The 21722-nt window shown below is 66.1% G+C and carries 22 protein-coding genes; 4 read left to right on the forward strand and 18 right to left on the reverse strand.

Annotated elements, in window-relative coordinates:
• Positions 1 to 182 precede the first annotated feature (182 nt).
• Positions 183 to 740 carry an adenylate kinase gene (locus tag SALB1_RS11120; RefSeq protein WP_179950658.1) on the forward strand — a complete coding sequence of 186 codons (558 nt, stop codon included), beginning with the start codon at positions 183 to 185 and terminating at the stop codon, positions 738 to 740.
• A 236-nt stretch (positions 741 to 976) separates the two neighbouring features.
• Here the strand turns inward: SALB1_RS11120 and rnd are convergent, their stop codons facing one another.
• Entirely contained in the window at positions 977 to 2146 is a 1170-nt protein-coding gene (gene rnd, locus SALB1_RS11125) for a ribonuclease D (protein WP_109993934.1), read from the reverse strand.
• Between the two features lie 18 nt (positions 2147 to 2164).
• Here rnd and SALB1_RS11130 point away from each other — a divergent pair, with 18 nt between their 5' ends.
• Entirely contained in the window at positions 2165 to 2695 is a 531-nt protein-coding gene (locus SALB1_RS11130; RefSeq protein ID WP_109993935.1) for a hypothetical protein, read from the forward strand.
• 35 nt (positions 2696 to 2730) lie between these two features.
• The gene (gene mpl, locus SALB1_RS11135; RefSeq protein ID WP_109993936.1) at positions 2731 to 4086 is read left to right on the forward strand and encodes a UDP-N-acetylmuramate:L-alanyl-gamma-D-glutamyl-meso-diaminopimelate ligase; all 1356 of its coding nucleotides are present in this window, start codon (positions 2731 to 2733) and stop codon (positions 4084 to 4086) included.
• Between the two features lie 910 nt (positions 4087 to 4996).
• Here the strand turns inward: mpl and SALB1_RS11140 are convergent.
• The 3 genes from SALB1_RS11140 to SALB1_RS11150 are packed head-to-tail and all read right to left on the reverse strand — an operon-like array spanning position 4997 to position 8398.
• Positions 4997 to 6361 (reverse strand): sigma 54-interacting transcriptional regulator, encoded by a 1365-nt coding sequence (locus tag SALB1_RS11140; RefSeq protein ID WP_109993937.1) that lies wholly within the window; start codon positions 6359 to 6361, stop codon positions 4997 to 4999.
• The gene (locus tag SALB1_RS11145) at positions 6358 to 6939 is read right to left on the reverse strand and encodes a hypothetical protein (protein ID WP_109993938.1); all 582 of its coding nucleotides are present in this window, start codon (positions 6937 to 6939) and stop codon (positions 6358 to 6360) included. Before SALB1_RS11145 ends, SALB1_RS11140 begins: the two co-directional genes overlap by 4 nt.
• Positions 6905 to 8398: an ATP-binding protein gene (locus tag SALB1_RS11150; RefSeq protein WP_109993939.1), complete on the reverse strand. Its 1494-nt coding sequence runs from the start codon at positions 8396 to 8398 to the stop codon at positions 6905 to 6907. Before SALB1_RS11150 ends, SALB1_RS11145 begins: the two co-directional genes overlap by 35 nt.
• A 94-nt stretch (positions 8399 to 8492) precedes the next feature.
• Here SALB1_RS11150 and pmbA point away from each other — a divergent pair, with 94 nt between their 5' ends.
• The gene (gene pmbA, locus SALB1_RS11155; RefSeq protein ID WP_109993940.1) at positions 8493 to 9857 is read left to right on the forward strand and encodes a metalloprotease PmbA; all 1365 of its coding nucleotides are present in this window, start codon (positions 8493 to 8495) and stop codon (positions 9855 to 9857) included.
• Positions 9858 to 9898: 41 nt separating this feature from the next.
• Here pmbA and mgtE read toward each other — a convergent pair whose 3' ends face one another.
• The 14 genes from mgtE to SALB1_RS11225 form a co-directional block, all read right to left on the reverse strand.
• Positions 9899 to 11263, reverse strand: a complete 1365-nt coding sequence (gene mgtE, locus SALB1_RS11160) for a magnesium transporter (protein ID WP_109993941.1) — start codon at positions 11261 to 11263, stop codon at positions 9899 to 9901.
• Between the two features lie 276 nt (positions 11264 to 11539).
• Entirely contained in the window at positions 11540 to 13279 is a 1740-nt protein-coding gene (gene ptsP / locus SALB1_RS11165) for a phosphoenolpyruvate--protein phosphotransferase (RefSeq protein ID WP_109993942.1), read from the reverse strand.
• Between the two features lie 37 nt (positions 13280 to 13316).
• Positions 13317 to 13586 (reverse strand): HPr family phosphocarrier protein, encoded by a 270-nt coding sequence (locus tag SALB1_RS11170; protein ID WP_109993943.1) that lies wholly within the window; start codon positions 13584 to 13586, stop codon positions 13317 to 13319.
• A gap of 32 nt (positions 13587 to 13618) precedes the next feature.
• Positions 13619 to 14026: a PTS sugar transporter subunit IIA gene (locus SALB1_RS11175; protein ID WP_109993944.1), complete on the reverse strand. Its 408-nt coding sequence runs from the start codon at positions 14024 to 14026 to the stop codon at positions 13619 to 13621.
• Entirely contained in the window at positions 14026 to 14883 is an 858-nt protein-coding gene (gene rapZ / locus SALB1_RS11180; RefSeq protein WP_109993945.1) for an RNase adapter RapZ, read from the reverse strand. Before rapZ ends, SALB1_RS11175 begins: the two co-directional genes overlap by 1 nt.
• The gene (gene hprK / locus SALB1_RS11185) at positions 14874 to 15872 is read right to left on the reverse strand and encodes an HPr(Ser) kinase/phosphatase (RefSeq protein WP_109993946.1); all 999 of its coding nucleotides are present in this window, start codon (positions 15870 to 15872) and stop codon (positions 14874 to 14876) included. Before hprK ends, rapZ begins: the two co-directional genes overlap by 10 nt.
• A gap of 46 nt (positions 15873 to 15918) precedes the next feature.
• Entirely contained in the window at positions 15919 to 16383 is a 465-nt protein-coding gene (locus tag SALB1_RS11190) for a PTS sugar transporter subunit IIA (RefSeq protein ID WP_109993947.1), read from the reverse strand.
• A 12-nt stretch (positions 16384 to 16395) separates the two neighbouring features.
• On the reverse strand, positions 16396 to 16722 hold the full coding sequence (hpf, locus tag SALB1_RS11195) for a ribosome hibernation-promoting factor, HPF/YfiA family (RefSeq protein WP_109993948.1): 327 nt from the start codon (positions 16720 to 16722) through the stop codon (positions 16396 to 16398).
• A 53-nt stretch (positions 16723 to 16775) separates the two neighbouring features.
• Positions 16776 to 18230: an RNA polymerase factor sigma-54 gene (locus SALB1_RS11200; RefSeq protein WP_109993949.1), complete on the reverse strand. Its 1455-nt coding sequence runs from the start codon at positions 18228 to 18230 to the stop codon at positions 16776 to 16778.
• The gene (gene lptB / locus SALB1_RS11205; RefSeq protein WP_109993950.1) at positions 18227 to 18988 is read right to left on the reverse strand and encodes an LPS export ABC transporter ATP-binding protein; all 762 of its coding nucleotides are present in this window, start codon (positions 18986 to 18988) and stop codon (positions 18227 to 18229) included. The genes SALB1_RS11200 and lptB overlap by 4 nt, the downstream gene beginning before the upstream one ends.
• The gene (gene lptA / locus SALB1_RS11210; protein ID WP_158590712.1) at positions 18988 to 19536 is read right to left on the reverse strand and encodes a lipopolysaccharide transport periplasmic protein LptA; all 549 of its coding nucleotides are present in this window, start codon (positions 19534 to 19536) and stop codon (positions 18988 to 18990) included. The genes lptB and lptA overlap by 1 nt, the downstream gene beginning before the upstream one ends.
• Entirely contained in the window at positions 19517 to 20071 is a 555-nt protein-coding gene (gene lptC, locus SALB1_RS11215; RefSeq protein WP_109993952.1) for an LPS export ABC transporter periplasmic protein LptC, read from the reverse strand. Before lptC ends, lptA begins: the two co-directional genes overlap by 20 nt.
• Before the next feature lies 1 nt (position 20072).
• Positions 20073 to 20597 (reverse strand): HAD family hydrolase, encoded by a 525-nt coding sequence (locus tag SALB1_RS11220; RefSeq protein ID WP_109993953.1) that lies wholly within the window; start codon positions 20595 to 20597, stop codon positions 20073 to 20075.
• Positions 20594 to 21571 (reverse strand): KpsF/GutQ family sugar-phosphate isomerase, encoded by a 978-nt coding sequence (locus tag SALB1_RS11225; protein WP_109993954.1) that lies wholly within the window; start codon positions 21569 to 21571, stop codon positions 20594 to 20596. Before SALB1_RS11225 ends, SALB1_RS11220 begins: the two co-directional genes overlap by 4 nt.
• Positions 21572 to 21722: the final 151 nt, after the last annotated feature.

Genomic DNA, 21722 nt, shown 5'->3' on the forward strand with positions numbered 1-21722 from the left:
TGCTCGTGGAGTGTTGCCGACGCAATCGTTCGGCGCCCAGCATACGTGAGGCCAAGAGCCCGGCACAATTGACTTGGCCGGGGGCAAACAGTAACGTCGAGCGTCGGCCAGCGTATCGGACAGGGCAGTCTGCGCGGCGGCCTCCACCCTATATATTTAAAAGGTCTTTTGGCGGGGATATCATGCTGAAAATCGTGCTGCTGGGCGCGCCCGGCTCGGGTAAGGGAACGCAGAGCGCCAAGCTCGTCGAGGAATATGGCGTGCCGCAGATCTCGACGGGCGATCTGCTGCGCACAGCGGTGGCGGAGCAGACCGAGCTGGGTCTGAAGGCCAAGGCGGCGATGGATGCCGGCGAGCTCGTGTCCGACGATATCGTGGTGGGCATGATGCGCGAGCGGCTCAACCAGCCCGACACGGAAAATGGCTTCATCCTCGACGGATTCCCGCGCAGCGAGGCCCAGGCCGAAACCCTGGATGAGCTGCTGACCGAGCTCGACCGCCCGCTGCAGTGCGTGGTGCATCTCAAGGTCGACAACGAAGAACTCGTGAGTCGCCTGATGGCCCGTGGCCGGGCCGATGACAACGAGGAGACGATCCGCAATCGGCTGGCGGTTTATCAAGAACAGACCCAGCCGCTCGTGGCTTATTATGAGCAGCGCGGTCTGCTCAAGCCGGTGGCCGGCGTCGGCACGGTCGACGAGATCTACGCGCGCATCAAGGACGCCCTGGCCGACGTCTGAAGGGCAGTTTGCGCCCATCAACCCCAGTGTCGGCGATCTCCAGTACCGGGCGTGCTCGGCGTTATTAACCCGGCAAAAAATAGATGATTTTTCGGGTTAATAACGCGAGTGTGCGAGCGCATGCTCGCCACGGCCATTGGCCGCGAAGCCTTTGAAAATAAAAGACGGACAGGCGCCGGCTTTTATTTTTGAAGGCGTTGAAAACAGCTGATGAAGTCCGCTGTTTTGATGCCGGATTAACAGCCTCGGGCCGCGTCGGTGCGGGCGGCTTCCACCGCCTCGACCACGGCACGCCCGGCGACTTCCGCGCGCCATCCCCGGAGCAGGCGGCCATCCCGCCGACCGGCCACGATCGCCGCCACGTCGGCCCGGCTGGCCACCGCGGCCGGTGGTATGTCGGCCGCTTCCGCGGCCCGGGTCAGGGCGCGCATGCCGGTCTTGATCCGGCGTCGCGTGGCTTCGTCCGGCGGCCCGGCGTTCGGATCCAGCACCTCGGCGGGGCGCGCCAGTCCGCGCACCACGCAGTTCAGAAGCGCATCGCCGTGTCGCTCCAGCGTTCGCGCGGGCAGATCCGGCGTGTCCGCCAGGTCGATATCGCGGGTGGGCTGGCTTTCGGCGATGGCGATCAAGGGCGCATCGGCCAGAATCCAGCGCCGCGGCCGATCGGCGGCCATGGCCTCGCGCTCGCGCCAGTCGGCGAGCTCGGCCAGAACCTGTTGCGCGACCGGGGTAAGCCGGTTCCAGGCCTTGATCCGTCGCCAGGCGGCGCGGGTGTCGACGTCGAAACGATCCGGCTCGACCATGCGCTCGAAGTCGCCGGCCAGCCAGTCGAGCCGATCGGCGGCGGCGAGCGCTTCGCGCAGTACCTGGTAGGCGACAGCCAGATAACGGACATCGTCGGCGGCGTAGTCGAGCGCGCCGTCCGGCAGCGGGCGCTTGCTCCAGTCGGTGCGGGTGTGGCCCTTGGGCAGTTTCTTGTCGAGCAACGCCTCGACCAGGCGGGCATAGCCCATCTGGTCGTCGAAGCCGAGCAGCGGCGCGGCCACCTGGGTGTCGAAGATCGGCGCCGGCATCGTGCCGAAGCTCTGATAGAGCACCTCGAGATCCTGTTCGGCGGAATGAAACACCTTGCGCACACGCGTATCGGTGAGCAGTTCGGCCAGCGGGGTCAGGTCGGAGAGCGCGAGCACGTCGATCAGGCCGATATGATCGGTGTCGGCGATCTGGAGCAGACACAGCTTCGGATAGTAGGTTCGCTCGCGCAGAAACTCCGTGTCGACGGCGATCCAGTCGCGATCCGCGAGTCCGGCCACGAACGCGGCCAGCGCGGCGTCGTCCTCGATCGTGACGACGCGCTGCGGCGCCTTCGGTATCATGCGCTTGGCTTCATCGAGCTTGTCGTTCATAGGGATTTCGCGTTGACCATGGATTTTGTCCGCCGACTCGTCGACCTCATGCTGTTTCGCCGCGGGCCGCAGGACATGCCCGGCGATCAGGCAACATTGGTGGTCAGCATAGCGGCTTATTGTATCGTTCTGTTCGTTCAGGTCGCGCTGGTCGGTCCGTTGGCGGCGGCGCTGGTCCAGGCGGGCCTGGCGACGCTCATGCTCGGCCTGTACGTGGCGGTGATCCTGCGTCTGCGGGGGTTGTCGAATCGCTTCAACCAGACTGCGACCGCCTTGTTTTCCTCGGGGACGGTGCTCACGCTGATCATGCTCGCCCCCACGCGCGCCCTGCGGCCCTATCTGGATGCATTGCGCAGCGCGACCGATCCGTCGCAGGTGCCGATGCCGTCGCCGCTGTTCGCGCTGGCCTATCTGGTGGTCGGGATCTGGGGGCTGGCGATCTATACCCATATCTATCGGCATGCGCTCAACGTGCCGATCTTTTTCGGCGTGGCCGTAACTGTCGGCTTCGAGTTGTTGTTGATGCTGGTCTTTTCGGCTCTCGGCTGAGTTCGTCGGGATAGCGCCTGCCACTCGAGTTTGCGATGCACATCCATATTCTGGGAATCGGCGGCACGTTCATGGCGGGTGTGGCGCTGCTGGCGCGGGCAGCGGGGCATACGGTAACGGGCTCCGACCAGGGGCTCTATCCGCCCATGAGCACTCAGCTGGCCGAGGCCGGCATCGCGGTCATGGACGGCTATGCGCCGAGCCATCTGGAGCCGGCGCCGGATCAGGTCGTGGTCGGCAACGCGATGGCGCGCGGTAATGCCGCGATCGAATACATGCTGGACGCGGGGCTCGCCTACACCTCGGGCCCCCAGTGGCTGGCCGATAACGTACTCGCGGATCGCTGGGTGCTGGCGGTGGCCGGCACGCATGGCAAAACCACCACCGCGAGCATGCTCGCGCACATACTGATCGACCAGGGTGCCGCACCCGGCTGGCTGATCGGCGGCATCGCCGCGGATCTGGGGGCCTCGGCAGCGCTCGGTAGTTCCAAGTGGTTCGTGGTCGAGGCCGACGAGTACGACACGGCCTTTTTCGACAAGCGCTCGAAGTTCGTCCACTACCGGCCGCGCACGCTGATTCTCAACAATCTCGAGTTCGATCACGCCGATATTTTCGATGACCTGGCCGCGATCCAGCGCCAGTTCCATCATCTGCTTCGCACCGTGCCGGGCTCGGGGCGCATCGTGCACAACGCGGCCGACGCGGCGCTTGATACCGTCATCGCACAGGGCTGCTGGACGCCGCGGGTCCCATTCAACGGCGCGGCAGGGTGGCATGTCGAGCCCCTGCGCCCGGATCATGGTCGACTGCGCATTTATCGGGGCCCCGAAGTCGTCGGCGAACTGGCCTGGGCGCTCAAGGGCGCCCACAACGCCGCGAATGCCTGCGCCGCGATCGCCGCAGCCGAGCACGCCGGCGTCGAGCCGCGCGCTGCCATCGGCGCGCTGGCCGGATTTCGTGGCGTCAAGCGGCGACTGGAACTCCGCGGCACGCCGGGCGGGGTGGCGGTCTATGACGATTTCGCGCATCACCCGACCGCTATCCGCACGACGCTGGATGGCCTGACCGCGGGGCGGCCGAAAGGACGCGTGCTGGTGGCCTTCGAGCCGCGCTCGAATACCATGCGGGCCGGGGTGCACGAGCACACCCTGGCGGCCAGCTTCGAAAGCGCGGACCGTGTTTACGGCTACGACGCCGGCATCGACTGGGACCTGGCCGGCGCCATGCGTGCCCTCGGCGATCGGTTCCGTGCAGTCGATGATATCGACGCGCTGGTGGCGGCGATCGCGGCCGAGGCGCGCCCGGGTGATGTCGTCGTGGTGATGAGCAATGGCGGCTTCGGCGGTATTCACGACAAACTGCTCGCCGCGCTTGAACCCCGCGCCTGACCGGCGTCCCCGCCCGCGGAACAAGCGCCTGTTGGAACAGGCGCCAAGCGTATCCTGCGACCGGGTTCGCAAGGCGGCCCGGACCGTCGGGGCCGGCGCGTTCAGACGCCGGCCCCGGGTCGGGCATAAAAAAGGCCGCGATTCGCGGCCTTGAGAGGGCGGTGACCCGCCCGTGCTTTTCTTCTTTGATAATCCGCCGAGTCGGGCCGGGCTACGCCGAGGCACGAGGGGGGGACCGGGAGAACCCCCGGCCCGACCGGCGAAACGGGTGCGTGGCTGCGCTGCAGGACATCGGAAAAATTCGCTCTGGCCGGGCCGTTAACGCCGAGGCACGAGGGGGGGACCGGGGAAACCGGCCCGACCAGGCGAACCCATGTCGCGCAATCACGCGAACTCTGTTGAACAAGCCACCAGGTGTCGGTTCGACTGTGCGGTTGCCGACGATTCGTGGGTTGTTCCGACTGTTCAAACTCCTTTGTTGTGATCCGATCGCCACTTCCGACAATCATCCGTGCGAATAGCCGAATCCTCGACATGACGGCAACGGTCATCGCCAGTCCGTGCCACCCTGGCGCGCGAAGCGTGGGGCGGCAGCGTCGAAGCCTGTCGGCCGTTCGTTATCGGTGCTGCAAGTGCGGTCTGTCGTCCGAATTTGTTTAGGGTTTAGCAACCGCCGTGCCAGAAAAAGGAAAATAAATTAATATCAATAACTTATAAATACAATTAAGCACTTCCGGCGCGCCCGGCCAGCGGATCGGGCCCAGTGGCGCGGAAAACCGTCGCCAATCAGCGACGGATGGCTTAGTTATTATTTAAGTAATTGAATATAAATATAAAATAATGTCGCCATGAGGCGACATAAAGCACGGGAACGGCACCAATGGTTGTCGTCTACGGGCAACAGCCGGATTCAGGACTTGAACTGCCCCGGATCGACATCGTGACGCGCCAGCAGCTTGTAAAATTCGGTGCGGTTGCGCTGGGCGAGCCGGGCGCTTCGGGCGACGTTGCCTTCGGTGATGCGCAATAACTGGACGAGGTAGTCGTGCACGAACTCGTCCCGCGCCTGTGCCAGGGGCCGGATGCTCGAGGCCGACGCGTCGGGGCCGCCGTGCTGGGCCAGCGCCTTGTCTACGGCGGCACGGCCGATCACCGGGCCGCGCGTGAGCGCGACATTGTGTTCGACCACGTTGGACAGTTGCCGAATATTGCCCGGCCAGCTGTACGCCGTAAGCCGTTCCATGGCTTCGGGGGCATAGACCTTGGCCCGTCGCCCCGATCGGCGCGCGAGGCGATCCAGGAAATGCCGCACCAGGGGCGCGATGTCTTCGGGCCGCTCGGCAAGTGAAGGCAGTGCCAGGCTGACCACGGCCAGACGATAGTAGAGATCCTCGCGGAACGTGCCCTCGTTGATGGCCGTATCCAGATTACGGTGGGTGGCCGAGATCACGCGCACGTCTACCGGGATGCTATGCCGGCCGCCGACCGGCCGGATCTCGCGTTCCTGGAGTACGCGCAGGAGCTTGACCTGAAGGGCGATCGGCATATCGCCGATTTCGTCCAGAAAGAGGGTGCCGCCCTCGGCCGAGCGGAACAGCCCGGGCTGGGCGCTCTTGGCATCGGTGAATGCGCCTTTTTCGTGGCCGAACAGTTCCGACTCCAGCAACTGCTCGGGCATGGCGCCGCAGTTCAACGCCACGAACGCGTGCTGGGCGCGCGGGCTGGCTTCATGCATGACACGCGCCATGACTTCCTTGCCGGTGCCGGATTCGCCGGTGATCAGCACGCTGGAGTCGGTCTCGGCCACCATTCGGCCCTCGGCCAGCCGTTCCCGCATGAGCGGCGAGCGGGTCACGATGCGCGCCTGCCAGATCGATTCCCAGTCGCGGCTGGGCAAGCCGCCCTGGGCCAGGGCCTGGTCGACGCGGGCCAGCAGCGTTTCCTTGTCCACCGGCTTGGAAAGAAAATCGAGCGCGCCGGCCTGGGTCGCCGACACGGCTTCGGGGATCGTGCCGTGGGCCGTGATGACGATGACCGGAATATTGGGGTGATTGGCCGATAGCCGTTGCAGCAGGTCGAGCCCGTCCATGCCGTCCATGCGCAGATCGGTGATCACGCACTCGGCGGCGAAGTCGCCCAGGATATCGAGCGCGCGGTCGGCGCTTTCGACGCTGGCCACGGTGTGTCCGACGCCTTGGAGGCGAATGGTCATCAAGCGACGCAGGCTCGGGTCGTCGTCGACCAGCAGCAGCCGGCCCTTTCGGTGTTCGGTCACGGGTGTTTCTCGACAGTATCCAGGCGGTCTTCGATGTTCGACAGCGCCTTGAGTTTGTTCTGGGCCTTCGCCAGCCGTGCCTTGAGATCCGCGATCTTCTGCGCTGCGTCACTGGGCTCATCGGCGTTGGCCTGGGTCAGTTCGCCGTAGAGACGGGCATAGTCGCTCAGGTACTGGCGGGCATCGGGGTCCCAGGGCGCCGGCTTGGTGTTGAGCGCCAGGCTGGCGTAGCGCGCGGCCTCGTCGGGCGTATAAAGCCGCTGGTGCGGCGATCCGAGCGCCAGCGCCAGATAGGCATAGCTGATTGCGCTCGGGCTGGTCCGAACCTGGCGGCGGGCCGTGCGTACGGCGGCTTCGCGCCCGGCCGGTGTTGTGTCCGCCAGCCGGCGGGCATAGCTGAGCAGAGTCAACGCGGGGGCGGACATTTCAGGTGGCGTCTGCGCGGTTGCCGACGGGTTGCCCTTGTCGAGCGCGCAGCCCGATACGGCCAGGACCGTAGCCAGGCCGAGCGCGACTGCCAGCCCCCGTCGTGGCGTGCGCTGCTCAGGCGCGCCCGTTCCGGCGTGGGATATGCACATGGAAAACGCTGTCGCGATGCCCGCGCACGACCACCTGCGCGTAGCCGCCATGGGCTTCGGCGCAGTCGCGCACCACCGACAGGCCGATGCCGGTCCCCTTGACCGCGGACTTGCCGCCGGGCGTGCTGCTGCCGCGGACGAAGGCTTCGAAGATACGTTCTCGTTCGGTTGTCGCCACGCCGGGCCCGTCATCCGATACATATAGATCCGTCCCCTCTGTCGGGCCGTATTCGACCTCGATACGGATAGTGCCGCCCATCGGCGAAAATTTGACTGCATTCGCCAGCAGATTATCCACGATCAGGTGCAATCGATCCCGGTCAGCGCTGAGTATGACCGGTGACCGCGGTCGATCGACGCGCAGATCGCGTGCCTCGATGGCCAGTTTCTGGCGTTCGACCATGCGTTCGATCAGCGCCGCCAGATCGAATTCGGTGTACTCCAGGCGCGCCCTCTGTTGCTGCCAGGTCGCCGAATTGAGCAGATTGTCGATCAGCGCCGCCAGATCCTGGCTGTTGCTCTGCAGAATCGTGGCCACCTCGCGCTGTGCCTCGCTCAAAACGCCGACCGAGCCGTCAGCGAGCAGTTCCGTACCTTCGCGGATGCTGGCCAGCGGTGTCTTGAGTTCGTGCGACATGTGCCGGATGAACTGTTGTTTCTCCTCGTCGAGCGTGGCCAGACGCTGGCGCATCCAGTCCAGACGCTCACCGAGGCGATCGAGTTCGGCCGCCGGCGCGACGATCGACACCGGGCGCGAGAAATCGCCCGTGCCCAGATGACTGACGGCATCCAGAATCTGGCGCAGCGGACGCGCGATGACAAAGGTCAAAAATAACCCGAGCGCCACGGCCGCAGGAATCAGGGCAAACACGCAGACGAGCAGGAACAGCCGCGCATGGCGCGCCGTGCGCTGCAGATGATCGAGCTCCTGGTCGACGAACCGGGCGCCCTGATCGGCGATGGCATCGGTCGAGTGGCGGATTGTGTTCAGCGTGCTGATGACCTGATCGGTCTGCTTGTCGCCGGTGCCAAGTCGCTGGGCCAAACCGGCCACTTGCTCGCGCAGCGATGACAGATTCCAGCTCGGCACCGTATCCAGATGCAGGCGGGCCAGGGACTTGAGTTCGCCCTCGAATGCCTGGGCCTGTGAGCGGAAGCGATCGACCAGGTCGGCCTGGCCGAGTACGCGATACTGGCGGGCACTGCGTTCCATGCTGATCAGCAGGCTGTTGAGGCGTTTGCTGTCGCGCGTGACGGCGACGCCCTGCATCACCAGCCGCTCGCTCTGCGCATTGAGCTGATTGACATAGACCACGCTGGCCACGATCGCGACCATCAGCGGTGTGGCCACGACGGCGAAGCTGGCCAGCACCAGGCCGTTGATCGAGCGCGGACGCAGCAGCACGCCGAGCAGCCGGCGGCGGGCCGAGGTCTCGTTGTGGGAATCGCCTCTGGGCATGCCGCCAGCATAACCGCTCGCCGCGCCGCGCGCTTATTGCGTGGGGGGCCGCGCGCCCGCTATTTTGGCGGTTTGCCTGCCCGGATCCTGCTGCATGACCGATACCCTCGCCGTACCTGCCGATGCCCGTGAACTGCCCGGCGCGGACGCGCTCCGCGAATCGCTGACTTCCATGCTCGATCGCGCGGCCGCGGCCGGTGCGGATGCAGCCGAGGCGAGTCTTTCAGCGTCGCGCAGTCTGTCGGTGTCGGTGCGCGATCGGCATCGTGAATCGCTGGAATATGAAGGCGATCGTACGGCGGCGGTGACGGTCTATCGCGGTCGCGCCAGCGGCAGCGCCTCGACCACCGACCTGACGCCAACGGGCCTGGCCGCCGCCCTCGATCAGGCGCTGACCATCGCGCGTTTCACCGAGCCGGATGCGTATGCGGGCCTGGCCGATGCCGCCCTGATGGCGCGCGGCTGGCCGGACCTGGGTCTGTACAACCCGTGGGCGCTCACCCCGGCGGCGGCCCAGGACCAGGCGCTGGCCGTGGAGGCGGCCGCGCTCGACACCGACCGGCGCATCGTCCAGACCGACGGCGCGACCGTGGCTACCCAGGATGCGATCAGCGCCTACGGCAACAGTCATGGCTTTATCGGCATCGAGCGCGCCAGCCGGCATGCGGCGTCCTGTACGGCGATCGCCCGCGATACGGCCGGACGCATGCAGCGCGAGATCGCGTTCTCGCAGGCGCGCCGGGCCGAGCAGCTGTTCGCACCGGCCGAGATCGGCCGGCTGGCCGCCGATCGCGCGTTGGCCCGCCTCGGTTCGCGCGCGGTGCCGACCCTGACTGCGCCGGTGCTGTTCACGCCGCGCGTCGCACGTAGCCTGTGGGGCCATCTGTTCGGCGCGATCAGCGGCGGAACGCTGTATCGCAATGCCAGTTTTCTCAAGGACAGGCTCGATCAGCGTATCGCCGTGCCCGGAGTGACGTTGCGCCAGGTTCCGCACCGCCGGCACGGACTCGCCAGCACCGGCTTCGACGATGACGGTGTGGCCACCGTCGAACGCGATCTGGTGGCCGCCGGCGTATTGCGCTCCTATCTGTTGTCGGCCTATTCGGCGCGCCGGCTGGGGCTGGCGAGCACGGGCAACGCCGGCGGCATATTCAATATCGATGTCGCGCCGGGCGACGCCGATTTCGATGCGCTGGTGGCGGGTATGGGCCGGGGCCTGGTGGTCACCGAGTTGATGGGGCAGGGCGTGAACCTGGTCAACGGCGATTATTCCCGCGGTGCCGCCGGCTGGTGGGTGGAAAACGGGGCGCTGGCCTATCCGGTGGAGAACGCCACCGTCGCCGGCAATCTGGCCGATATGTACAACGGTATCGCCGCGCTCGGCAACGATGTCGAATACCAGAGCGCGGTACGCACGCCCTCCGTGGTGATCGACCGGATGACGATTGCCGGACAGTAGATGGCGTCAATGCCGGCGGCCAGCCGGCTCCGGCGCAGCGGTCAGTGCAGCAGGAACAGCGTGCCGAGACCGAGGAACGAGGCGAAGCCGATCACGTCGGTGAACGTGGTCAGCACCACCGAGCCGGCCAGGGCAGGGTCGATGCCCATCTTCTTCATGGCCAGCGGAATCGCCACGCCGGTGATGGCGGCGTTGAGATGATTGATGACCAGCGCCACTGCCATGATGATCGCCAGGCCCAGGTTATCGAACCAGATCAGGGCCACCCCGCCGACCACGACGCCCCAGAGCAGGCCGTTGATCAGCGCTACGGCCAACTCCTTGAGCAGCAGGGCCCGGGCGTTGGAAAAACCGATCTGGCCCAGCGACAGCCCGCGAATCATCAGGGTCAGTGTCTGCGAGCCGCCGATGCCGCCCATGCTGGCCACGATCGGCATGAGGACGGCCAGGGCAACGATCTGGGACAGGGCGCCCGAGAACAGGCCCACCACCTCGGAGGCCAGAAACGCGGTCGCCAGGTTGGTGCCGAGCCATACCGCACGCCGGCGTGCGCTGCGCATGATCGGCGCGAAGACGTCTTCCTCCTCGTCCAGGCCGGCGAGGCTCATGATGCTGTGCTCGGCCTCGTCGCGGATCACGTCGACCACGTCGTCGATGGTGATGCGCCCGAGCAGTCCGCCTTCGGCGTCGACCACCGGCGCCGAGATCAGGTCGAGATCCTGGAACCGTTTGGCGACCTGGGCGGCCGGCATGTCGACGGGCAGCGCGTCGATGTCGGTGTTCATCACCTCCGAGACATCGCGCTCGGGGTCGAGCGTGACCAGCTTGGCCAGCGATAGCATGCCGAGATAGCGACCATAGCGCGAGACCACGAACAACGACTCGGTATCGTCCGGCAGCCAGCTGCGCTGCTTGAGATAGCGCGAGACCACGTCGAGTGACACGTCCGGGCGCACCGTGACTGTGTCGTTGTTCATCAGGCCGCCGGCGGAATCCGGCGCATAGGCCATGACGACCTTGAGCCGCTCGCGATTCTGCGCGTCCATCGAGCGCAGCATTTCGCGCGTGACTTGTTCGGGCAGATCCTCGATCAGGTCGGCCAGATCGTCGATCGGCAGGCCTTCGGTAGCGGCCAGCAGGGTGGCGCGGTCGAGGCTGTCGATCAGCTCGGCGCGGACCTCGTCGTTGACGTGCAGCAGCGTCTCGCCGTGGTCCTCATTGGGCACCAGCGCCCACACCACCTCGCGCTTGGCGCGTGGCACGGCTTCCAGCAGCAGCGCGATTTCGGCCGGCGACAACGAGGCCAGCATCGGTTTGAGCCGGCGCATTCGCCCCGACTCAAGGGCGGCGTTGAGCGACGCCAGGCGTTGTTCGAGGATATCGGTCCGGACGGCGGGCTCGCTCATGTAACGGGCCTTGGCAGAGGGGCGGGAATGACGGGGGCGTGACGTATTTCGAGGGTGGCTTGCGCGGCGCGCGATCGCAACCCGGCCCGCTTTCGGGCTGGTTCGCCTATGCCGTGCCACGCCGACCCCCGGACGGCCGGTCGACCGCGCGACATGTCACGATACAGCAACAGCCGGCTGAACATCGCCGCACGCATCAGGTATTCGCGCCGTCGATCACGTGGCCTGCGCGGGCGTGACCGGGCCGGGCGGCCGGGGCCTCCTGTGACTGCGCGCTCAGGCGCTGTTTTCACGGGTCAGGCCGTCGAGGGCCTCGCGATAGGCGTTGGCGTCGGTCAGCGACAGGATTTCAGCCGTGCGCCGGCGCAGGCGGGCCACATCGGCGCCCATCACCGCGCGTTTGACCTCCAGCACGCTGGCCGGATGCATGGAGAACTCGGTCAGACCGAGTCCGAGCAGCAACGGCGTGTAGCGCTTGTCGGAGGCCATCTCGCCGCACATGGACACGCTGATGCCGGCCGCGCGCCCGGCATCGATGGTCATGCGGATGAGATGAAGCACGGCCGGATGCAGCGGATCGTAGAGATAGTTGATCTCGTCGTCGATGCGATCGATGGCCAGTGTGTACTGGATCAGATCGTTGGTGCCGAGCGAGAAGAAATCGCAATAGCGCGCCAGCGTCGGGGCGGCCAGGGCGGCGGCGGGCACCTCGATCATGGCGCCCACCGGCAGCGCGCGGTCGTAGGCGATGCCTTCCGCGGCGAGCTCGGCGGCGGCCTCGTTGATCAGATGGCGTGCCTGGCGCATCTCGCCGACGGTGGAGATCATCGGCAGCATGATGCGCATCTCGCCCTCGGCCGAGGCCCGCAGCAGGGCCCGCAGCTGGGTGCGGAACAGGGCGGTCTCCTTCAGGCACAGGCGGATCGCGCGCAGCCCCAGCGCCGGATTGGGCGAGACCTTGTCCGGCCGGCCGAGGCTCTTGTCGGCGCCGGCATCCAGCGTGCGGATGGTGACCGGGCCGTCGATGGCGGCCACGACCTGGCGATAGACCTCGAACTGTTCGTCCTCGCTGGGCGAATCCTCGCGGTTCATGAATAGAAACTCGGTGCGATACAGGCCGACGCCCTCGGCGCCGACCTTGCCGGCCTCGATCGCGTCGCCCGGCAGTTCCACGTTGGCGAGCATGGTGGCGCGCACGCCGTCGGCGGAGACTGCGGCTTCGTCGCGCAGTACGGCCAGCATGCGTTGATAGCGGGCGTCGCGCTGCTGGCGATGGCGATAGAAATCCAGCGCGGCGTCGTCCGGCCCGGCGAGCAGGTGGCCAGCTTCGCCATCGACGACCACGGTTTCGTCGTCGCCGAGAATACGGCGCGCACCGACCGCGCCCATTAACGCCGGGATGCGCAGGCTGCGGGCGAGGATCGCGCTGTGCGACAGCGGCCCACCGTGCTCGGTGACGAACGCCGCCACGCCCTGCTGGTGCAACAGGATGATGTCGGCCGGGGTGAGTTCGTCGGCCACGATCACCGGCGGCTCGCCGGTGTCGTTGGCGCTGCAGCCGCCGACGGGATGTTCCTGTTTCAGCAGCACCCGCTGCAGGCGCGCGGTGACGTGCGCGATATCGTCGCGGCGCGTGCGCAGGTAGCTGTCGTCCATCTGCTCGAACACGTCGATCAGTTCCTCGGCCTGGAGCTTGAGCGCCCATTCGGCGTTGACCCGGTCGTCGCGAATGCGGGTGGTGACGGTATCGATCAGCGCGGCATCGTCCATCATCAGCAGATGGGTTTCGATGAACGCGCCGATCTCCGAGGGGGCATTGGCCGGAATCTGCTCGCGCACGGCGGCCAGCTGCTCGCGCGCTTCGCGGGCGGCAGCGTGAAAGCGCGCGCTCTCGTCGTCGACTGCGTCGCCGGCGATGTGATATTCGGGGATGTCCAGATCGGTGCCGTGCATGCGATGCACGGGCCCGATCGCGACACCGCGCGAGGCGCCGATGGCCGACAGCCACAGGCTCATCGGCGGCGGGCCCCGGCCGGGTTGGTGCCAGGCGCGGTCACTGGCTCTCGCCGAAGCGATCGGCGACCAGTGCGTCGAGTGCGTCGAGTGCCTCCGAAGCGTCGTCGCCCTCGGCCTGTACGTGGATCGAGCTGCCGCGGGCCGCGGCCAGCATCATCACGCCCATGATGGACTTGCCCGAGACTTCGCGGCCGTCCTTGGTCACCGTAATGCGGGCATCGAACTGCGAGGCGACCGTGACGAATCGGCTGGCCGCGCGTGCGTGGAGGCCCAGCTTGTTGACGATCGGCAGGTCGCGAGTTGGCATGGCACGGCTCTTGTTGTGGTGGTCGATGCAGACTACGGCGCGCGTGTGGCGCCGCGTCGGCCGGCGGCCGCGGCCGAGTCGGCCAGTTCGGCCAGTTCCATTTCCGGATAATTGTAGACGCGAACCAGCATGGGCAGGTTCAGGCCGGTCACCGTCGCGATGCGGTCGCGGTTCTCGGTGGCGGCGTGTGCCAGCTGGTAGGGCGTCGCCCCCAGTGCGTCGATGAGTAGCAGCACGCCGGCGCCGCTGTCCAGTGTCTCGACGGCACGGGCGATGCGCGCGCGGGCGGTGTCGGTGTTTTCGTCCGCCGCGATACCGATGGCGTGCGTGGTTAGCGACGGCGTGCCGACGATGTGCGTGGCCGCCGCCTGGAGCGCTTCGGGTAGCGCCCCGTGGCCGATCAGCAACACACCGACGCGCGCTGTCGTTGTCGCGCCCATCAGTGCAGTTCGTTGTGGCGAACCAGCACGTTGGCGTACTGACGCCGCAAGTGTTCGCCGATCTGCTCGGCAAGATAGACCGAGCGGTGCTTGCCGCCGGTACAGCCGATCGCCACGGTAATGTAGGTGCGATCCTCGCGCGCGAAGTCGGGCAGCCAGCGGGTGAAAAACCGCAGGATGTCGTCGCGCATCTCGTGTGTGGCCGGCTGGGCGGCCAGATGTGCGGCGACCGCCGCGTCCTGGCCGGTGAGCGCGCGCAGTTCGGGCACCCAGTGCGGGTTGGGCAGGCAGCGCACGTCGAACACGAAGTCCACTGCCGGCGGCAGCCCGTATTTGAAGCCGAACGACTGCACCAGGATCGACAATTCGCCCGAGGCGGCGCTTTCCACCCGATTGCGGATGATGTCGCGCAACTGATGGATGTTGAGCCGGCTGGTATCGATCGAGATATCGGCCTTGGCTGCGATCGGTTGGGTCAGTTCCACATCCAGCGCGACCGCATCGATTAACGAGCGCTGCTCGTTGGACAAGGGATGCCGGCGGCGCGTCTCGGAATAACGCCGCAAGATGGTGTCCTCATCGGCGTAGAGATAGATGATCTCGAGATCCAGATCGGCGCTGCGCAGATCATCCACGCGCTCGCCGAACTCGGCGATTTCATTCTTGCGTGCGCGTGCATCGACCCCCACCGCCAGCCGGTCGAAGTCCAGTCCCTGGCGCCGCAGGGTGGCGGCCGAGACTTCGTGCAACAGCCCCAACGGCAGGTTGTCGATGCAGTAGTAGCCCAGATCCTCAAGCATGTTCAGCGCCACCGATTTGCCGGCGCCGGCCAGTCCGCTGACCACGATCAGTCGCATGAACTCACTCCTGTGGGGTCCGCCCCGATCACCTGCGCCTGGCGCGCGGCGAATTGTTCGTCGCTGTACTGGCCCTGCATGCGCAGCAGGTGATCGCGCGCGGCGGCTTCGACCAATACCGATAGATTATGCCCGACGGCCACCGGCAGTGTGATCTCCGGAATCGATGTGTCCAGGATCTCGCGGGTTGCGCGTGCGCCGGTAAGCCGGTCGGGCGGGGCCGTATCGCTGGTGTCGCCGCGGACTAGGCGGATGATCAGACCGAGCTGCTTGCGCCGCTTGATCGCGGCCTCGCCGAACATCGCACGGATGTTGAGGATGCCAAGCCCGCGCACTTCGAGAAAATCCTGCAGCAGCGGCGGGCAGCCGCCGTTGAGATCGTCCGGCCCGAGCAGGACGAATTCGGGCGCGTCGTCGGCGACCAGCCGATGGCCGCGGTTGATCAGCTCGAGCGCGAGTTCCGATTTGCCGACACCGGGGTCGCCGACCACCAGCAGGCCGATCGACAGCACCTCGAGAAAGACGCCGTGCAGAGTGATCTGGCGAGCCAGCGTCTCGCCGAGGAAATGACGCAGCCGATACGCCACGCGGTGCCCGCTGGCATGGGTGGTGAACACCGCAATGTCGGCTGCGCGTAGCGCCGTGTGCAGATAATCCGGCAGGTGCTGGCCATCGGCGACCACCACCAGGCGCGTCGCGCCCTGGGTCAGCTGGGCGCGCAGATGCGCGGCGAGCGCGTCGGACAGTCGGCCCAGATAGGCGATCTCCGGCTGCCCGACGATCTGCACCTGTGGCGGATGGATGAAGTTGAGATAGCCGACCGTGGGTACGCGCCAGCCGCCGTGCCGGGTGGCACCGAGGGTGCCGGCCGCGCCGATGTGCGGCTCCGGCCAGTGCAGTTCGAGCGAATCGGCGAGGCGTTCGTAGAGTGTTTCGATGGCGACCCGGCGGTCGGCGTCCTCGCCGGCCTCGGTGCGAAGATTGTCCATAGGCGGGCGGTCCGTGGTCGCGGTGGTAGCGCGGCGTTACAGGACACTAGGTGGTAATCGTGTCGTGATCGAGCAGGGTCTGGTAGAGGCGGCGATCGTCGCCGGCGTCGCGCAGCTCCGACAGGGTGTCGGTCTCGGAAAAGATCTCGGCGAGCTGGCGCAGCAGCTTGAGGTGTTCGTCGGTCGCGTCTTCCGGCACCAGCAGCCCGAAAATGAGGTCGACCGGCTGTTCATCGGTGGTTTCGAAGTCGACGCCCTGGGGCAGTCGGATGAAGGCCCCGATGCACTCGTCGATGCCCTTGAGGCGGGCGTGGGGAATGGCCACGCCATCCCCCACGCCGGTACTGCCGAGTTTTTCGCGTCCGATCAGGCCGTTGAACACATCGGCCGCCGTCAGGTACGGCGTGCCCTCGGCCAGGATGTCGGCCAGCTGTTCGAGGGCGCGCTTTTTCGATTGTACGTCCGCGGCCAGTTGCACCCGATCCGGGGCGACGATATCGGCAATATTCATGGCGAGTGAGCCCTAATCGGTGCTCATGTCGATGTGCCGCGCCTGGTTATTGTGATGATCGCAGATTTTTTCCTTGTGTCGGAGCGTCTGGCGATCGAGCTTGTCCACCATGCAGTCGATGGCGGCGTACATGTCGTCCTTGGTGGCCTCGGCATGCAGGGTCGCACCGCGCAGTTGCACGGTGACTTCGGCCTTGTGCCGCAGTTTTTCGACTTCGAGAACCACTTCAGCGTCGAGCACATGATCGAAATGACGCTCGATGCGTTCCATCTTTGAGGCCACGTACTGATGCAGTGCGTTCGTCATGTCGACGTGGTGGCCGGAGATGTTCAGGTTCATCGCGTACTCCTTGGCAGCGTGTGTGGACGAACAAGGATTAACAGGCACCCAGCTTAGCTGACCTTACGGCGCCGCTCGTGCGAGGGCGGAATCGAAAGCGCTTCGCGGTATTTGGCCACCGTACGGCGCGCAACCTGTATGCCGTTGTCGAGCAGCGCCTCGGCGAGCTTGCTGTCGGACAGGGGCTTGTTCGGCGCCTCGCCGGCGACCATGCGCTTGATCATCGCCTGGATCGCCGTGGCCGAAGCCGAGCCGCCGTCGGTGGTGGATACGTGACTGGAGAAGAAATACTTGAGCTCGAAGATGCCGCGCGGCGTCTGCATGTACTTGTTGGCCGTCGCCCGGGATACGGTCGATTCGTGAATATCGAGTTGTTCGGCCACGTCGCGCAACACCAAAGGTTTCATTGCCTCTTCCCCATATTCCAGAAAAGCGCGCTGGGCTTCAACTATGCAGTGCGCCACCTCGAGCAGGGTGTCGTTGCGTGATTTGAGGCTGTTGAGGAAGAAGCGGGCCTCCTGCAGATGCGATTTCAGCGTGGTCTGATCGGCCGATTTGTCCGCGCGCTTGATCAGTGCCAGATACTGGCTGTTGATGCGCAGCCGGGGCGCGATATCGGCGTTGAGCGCGACATGCCAGCCATTCGCAGTGCGCGTGACGAACACCTCGGGAATCACATAGTCGGATTCGTGCTGGCTGAACGCCTCGCCAGGATGCGGTTGCAGGGTCTGGATCAGTTCGATGGCGGTCTCGAGATCGGCGCGCGTCACCGACAGCCGCCGCGCCAGGGCGTCGCGATTCGGATCGGCCAGTTGTTCCAGCGACTCGCGGTCCACCAGTGTCAGCGCGACCTCGCGCCCGGGCACATCGGCCGGCAGGCCGCGCAGCTGAATGGCGAGGCACTCGGCCAGGTTGCGGCCGGCCACACCGGGCGGGTCGAAATCCTGGATCTGGCGCAGCACCGCCTCGGCCTGTGCGGGCGCGATCTCGAACTCGTCGACGATACCCGGGCCGATGTCGTCCCAATCCAGCAGCAGGCCGTTGCTGTCGATCGCATCGATGATCACGGCCGCGATCGCGCGCTGTTCGGGCGTGAACGGGTGCATGTCGGCCTGCCAGGTCAGGTGTGCATGAAGGTCGGGCGTGCTCGATAGGTTGGCCTGGCGGTAGTCCCAGTAGTCCTCGTCGTCGGCCGTGGGGGCGGGTGCGGCCGGTGCCGCGGAACCCGCGTAGATATCGTTCCAGTCGGCATCGACCGGCAGGTTTTCGGGAATCTCGCCGTCCTTGCCCGATGCCTGCTCGCGTTCGCTCTTTTGTGCTTCGATGGCCGCGTTGGTATCGATCTCGTCGTGGCCGTCGTCGGCCTCGAGCATGACGTTGGACTCCAGCGCATCCTGGATCTCGGTCTTGAGATCGAGCGTGGACAGCTGCAGCATCCGGATCGCCTGCTGCAATGCAGGCGTCATCGTCAGCGTCTGGCTCAAATTGAGGCTAAGTCCCTGCTTCATAGCCGGAAATCCTCGCCCAGGTAGACGTCGCGGACCTTCTGATCGGCCAGGATATGCTCCCCCTGGCCTTCGGCGATCACGGTGCCGTCGGCCAGGATATAAGCCCGGTCGCAGATCGACAGTGTCTCGCGGACATTGTGGTCGGTAATCAGTACACCAATACCGCGGTTCTGCAGGTGGCGGATGATGCCGCGGATGTCGCCGATGGAAATCGGGTCGATGCCGGCGAACGGCTCGTCCAGGAGCATGAATGTGGGTCTGGCCGCCAGCGCGCGGGCGATCTCCACGCGCCGGCGTTCGCCGCCGGAAAGATTCAGCCCCTTGGAATCGGCGATGTGGCCGATCGACAGTTCGTCCATCAGGTCGACCAGCTCGCGCTCGATGCCGGCCCGGTCGAGATCCTTGCGCACCTGCAGAATCGCGCGAATGTTGTTGGCCACGCTCAATTTGCGAAAGACCGAGGCTTCCTGCGGCAGGTAGCCGATGCCCATCTGCGAGCGGCGATGCATGGGCAGGCCCGCGAGACGCCGGCCCGCGAGTTCGATTTCGCCGGCATCGGGCGATACCAGGCCCACGATCATGTAGAACGAGGTGGTCTTGCCGGCGCCGTTGGGGCCGAGCAGGCCGATCACTTCACCGCGGGCAACGCGCAGGTTGACGTCGCGCACCACATCACGGCCCTTGTAGCGCTTGCGCAGGCCGGTTGCGGTCAACTCCGCGTTGTCGGCGACAACGCTCGGGGCGGCGGAGGCAGCCATCAGGAACCGTTGTTTTTGGCGGGCTGGAGGGTGATATGTACGCGCTGGCCACTGCCCTGGCTGCGCTCGGCGTGCGTTGCGCCGGTATCGATGTTGTACGTGATGACCGGGCCGCGGATCCGGTCGCCGTTGCGGTTGACCACGGCGTCCCCCCGCAGGGTGATCACCGAGCTGGCGTTGCTGTATTCGATCTGGTTCGAATGTCCGGTCACGACTTCGTTATCGCTCGAATCGGGCTGTTTGTCGATATGCGCCGGATTGCCGGTGAGCACGGCCCTGATCCGGCTGCGGTCCTTGAGCCGTGTGACCACGAGCTTGTTGCCGGTCAGCGTCAGCCCGCCGCGGGTGAGGTGCACGTTGCCGGTATAAGTACTTACGCCCGACTTCTGGGCGAAATCGGCGCTGTTGGAATGAATGTTGATGGGCAATGGCTGCGATTTGCCCGAGCCGGCCGCCTGCGCCAGGCCGGAGGCCAGCATCGCGGCCAGAATCGCCAGCGCGATCAGCATCGAACGCGTAGCGCGGCGATCAGGGCTTGTAGGTGACATGCACATTCTTGAGCAGATTCAGCTTGTTCGTATCCAGATTGATCCGCATACCGTCGCCGGTGACCTTTCGCCCCGGCTCGATGGCAGTGACGTGCGCATCCGACTCGACCCGGTTGATCCGGGGCCGCACCCAGGCGTGCGTCGTGGTCACCTTCACCACGTTCCCGTTCCCGCGCGGGTGATGGATGATCACGCCGTCGTAGAGATAGATATCATGCTGGCCGGCCGGGACGTGTCCCTTGTCGGCATGCAGGTTCCAATAGGTTTTCGTGTCTTTGACGTAGTGTACGTGAATATCGGAAAGGCGAGCCGAGTCGTCGGAAAAGTGCAGTGTTTGCGCGACCGTCATGCGATAAGCCAGCGCGCCCTGCGGCGACAGCTGATACACCGTGGCGCCTTGCATGTAGTAGTCGCTGTTGTCGGGCGTGTGCACGGGACCGGGCCGGGACGACGAGTGCCGGAGTGTGCCCAGCCAGCTGCCGATCCCGAACAGGGCCGCACAGACAAGCGCCAGCAGCACGCCGATCCGCAGCACGTCAGGGCGCCTCGCGCGCCGCGATGATCAGCTCGCAGGCTTCGCGCACGGCGCCGTGGCCGCCCGGTGCGGCGCTGACCCAGTGTGCGACCCTGCGGATCTCGGGGACGGCGTCGGCGACCGTCAGCGCCAGCCCCGCCGAGCGCATGATCTCGAGGTCCGGCAGGTCGTCGCCCATGACCGCGATCTGATCGGCGCGGAGCGCGCGCGCCTGGCGCAGTTCGGCCAGTTTCGCGGCCTTGTCGTCGCAGGCCATGTGCACTTCGGCCACGCCGAGACCGGCCAGCCGCGCGGCCACCGGCGGCGAGGGCCGGCCACTGATGACGGCGATCTCCACGCCGGCGCCGGCCAGACGCTTGAGGCCGAGACCGTCGCGGATATGCATGGTCTTGGTCTCGGCGCCATCCGGGCCGAGATAGAGCCGGCCGTCGGTCATCACGCCATCGACGTCGAACACGGCCAGACGGATGGCCGCGGCGCGCAGCGCGGGCGTGCGCGCGTCGTCCGGTTGGTCGAGAAACGTCATATCACGCCCGCCCGCAGCAGATCCTGCATGTTGAGGGCGCCGATCGGGTGCGTGTCGGCGTCCACCACCATCAGCGCGCCGCCGCCGATGCGATGGGTTTCCAGCAGTCGCACGGCTTCGGCGGCGAGCATGGCCGGATCGACGGTCTTCGGCGCCCGCGTCATGTAGTCGGCGATCACCGCGCGTTTGATGTCCAGGTCGCGGTCCAGCGCCCGGCGTAGATCGCCGTCGGTGAACAGGCCGGTTAATCGGCCGTCGGCATCGACCACGCCGGTCATGCCCAGCCCCTTGGCGGTCATCTCCAGCAGTGCTTCCCGCATCATGGCGTTTTCGTCGACCAGCGGCAGCGCGTCGCCGGTGTGCATGACGTCGGCCACGGTGAGCAGCAGCCGCCGGCCGAGCGCGCCGCCGGGATGGCTGCGTGCAAAGTCCTCGGCAGTGAAGTTGCGCGCCTCGAGCAGGGCGATGGCCAGCGCGTCGCCCATGACCAGTGTGGCGGTGGTCGAGGCGGTGGGCGCCAGTTCCAGCGGGCAGGCCTCGATCTCGACCGATATGTCCAGATGCACGTGGGCTCGGGTGGCGAGCGTCGATTCCGGCTTGCCGGTCATGGCGATCATGGGCACGCCGAGCCGGCCGAGCAGCGGCAGGATCGTGAGGATCTCGCCGGTTTCGCCGGAGTAGGACAGGGCGATGACCACGTCCTGGGCGGTGATCATGCCGAGATCGCCGTGGCTGGCCTCGCCCGGGTGCACGAAGAACGCCGGCGTGCCGGTCGAGGCCAGGGTGGCCGCCAGCTTGCCCGCGATGTGCCCGGACTTGCCCATGCCGGTGACGATCACACGGCCGGTGCAGCGCATCATCAACTCGGCAGCCCGAGCGAATTCGCCGTCGATGCGGGATTCCAGCGCGGCAGCTGCGGCGGCTTCTATGGCAATGGTGCGCCGGCCGGCGGCGATCAGGGTTTCATTTTCCATCGCGGCATTCTAGGGCCTGTTGCCGTTTCGTTCGAGTCCGCGCCAAGCGCTGTTTTGCGGCAAGACGAGGCGTAGCGAACGTGGCGTAGTGGTTCTACGTGAGAGAGCTACAACGCTGGATTGCCGTCGTGTCGTTAATCTTTGGGCGCTT

Origin of the sequence: Salinisphaera sp. LB1, from assembly GCF_003177035.1 — a bacterium.
Taxonomy (GTDB): domain Bacteria; phylum Pseudomonadota; class Gammaproteobacteria; order Nevskiales; family Salinisphaeraceae; genus Salinisphaera.

Coding starts and splice junctions, on each gene's coding strand:
- SALB1_RS11120 (WP_179950658.1), top strand. CDS start 183: ATGCTGAAAATCGTGCTGCTGGGCGCGCCCGGCTCGGGTAAGGGAACG.
- rnd (WP_109993934.1), bottom strand. CDS start 2,146: ATGAACGACAAGCTCGATGAAGCCAAGCGCATGATACCGAAGGCGCCG.
- SALB1_RS11130 (WP_109993935.1), top strand. CDS start 2,165: ATGGATTTTGTCCGCCGACTCGTCGACCTCATGCTGTTTCGCCGCGGG.
- mpl (WP_109993936.1), top strand. CDS start 2,731: ATGCACATCCATATTCTGGGAATCGGCGGCACGTTCATGGCGGGTGTG.
- SALB1_RS11145 (WP_109993938.1), bottom strand. CDS start 6,939: ATGTGCATATCCCACGCCGGAACGGGCGCGCCTGAGCAGCGCACGCCA.
- SALB1_RS11150 (WP_109993939.1), bottom strand. CDS start 8,398: ATGCCCAGAGGCGATTCCCACAACGAGACCTCGGCCCGCCGCCGGCTG.
- pmbA (WP_109993940.1), top strand. CDS start 8,493: ATGACCGATACCCTCGCCGTACCTGCCGATGCCCGTGAACTGCCCGGC.
- mgtE (WP_109993941.1), bottom strand. CDS start 11,263: ATGAGCGAGCCCGCCGTCCGGACCGATATCCTCGAACAACGCCTGGCG.
- ptsP (WP_109993942.1), bottom strand. CDS start 13,279: ATGAGCCTGTGGCTGTCGGCCATCGGCGCCTCGCGCGGTGTCGCGATC.
- SALB1_RS11170 (WP_109993943.1), bottom strand. CDS start 13,586: ATGCCAACTCGCGACCTGCCGATCGTCAACAAGCTGGGCCTCCACGCA.
- SALB1_RS11175 (WP_109993944.1), bottom strand. CDS start 14,026: ATGGGCGCGACAACGACAGCGCGCGTCGGTGTGTTGCTGATCGGCCAC.
- rapZ (WP_109993945.1), bottom strand. CDS start 14,883: ATGCGACTGATCGTGGTCAGCGGACTGGCCGGCGCCGGCAAATCGGTG.
- hprK (WP_109993946.1), bottom strand. CDS start 15,872: ATGGACAATCTTCGCACCGAGGCCGGCGAGGACGCCGACCGCCGGGTC.
- SALB1_RS11190 (WP_109993947.1), bottom strand. CDS start 16,383: ATGAATATTGCCGATATCGTCGCCCCGGATCGGGTGCAACTGGCCGCG.
- hpf (WP_109993948.1), bottom strand. CDS start 16,722: ATGAACCTGAACATCTCCGGCCACCACGTCGACATGACGAACGCACTG.
- SALB1_RS11200 (WP_109993949.1), bottom strand. CDS start 18,230: ATGAAGCAGGGACTTAGCCTCAATTTGAGCCAGACGCTGACGATGACG.
- lptB (WP_109993950.1), bottom strand. CDS start 18,988: ATGGCTGCCTCCGCCGCCCCGAGCGTTGTCGCCGACAACGCGGAGTTG.
- lptA (WP_158590712.1), bottom strand. CDS start 19,536: ATGTCACCTACAAGCCCTGATCGCCGCGCTACGCGTTCGATGCTGATC.
- SALB1_RS11220 (WP_109993953.1), bottom strand. CDS start 20,597: ATGACGTTTCTCGACCAACCGGACGACGCGCGCACGCCCGCGCTGCGC.
- SALB1_RS11225 (WP_109993954.1), bottom strand. CDS start 21,571: ATGGAAAATGAAACCCTGATCGCCGCCGGCCGGCGCACCATTGCCATA.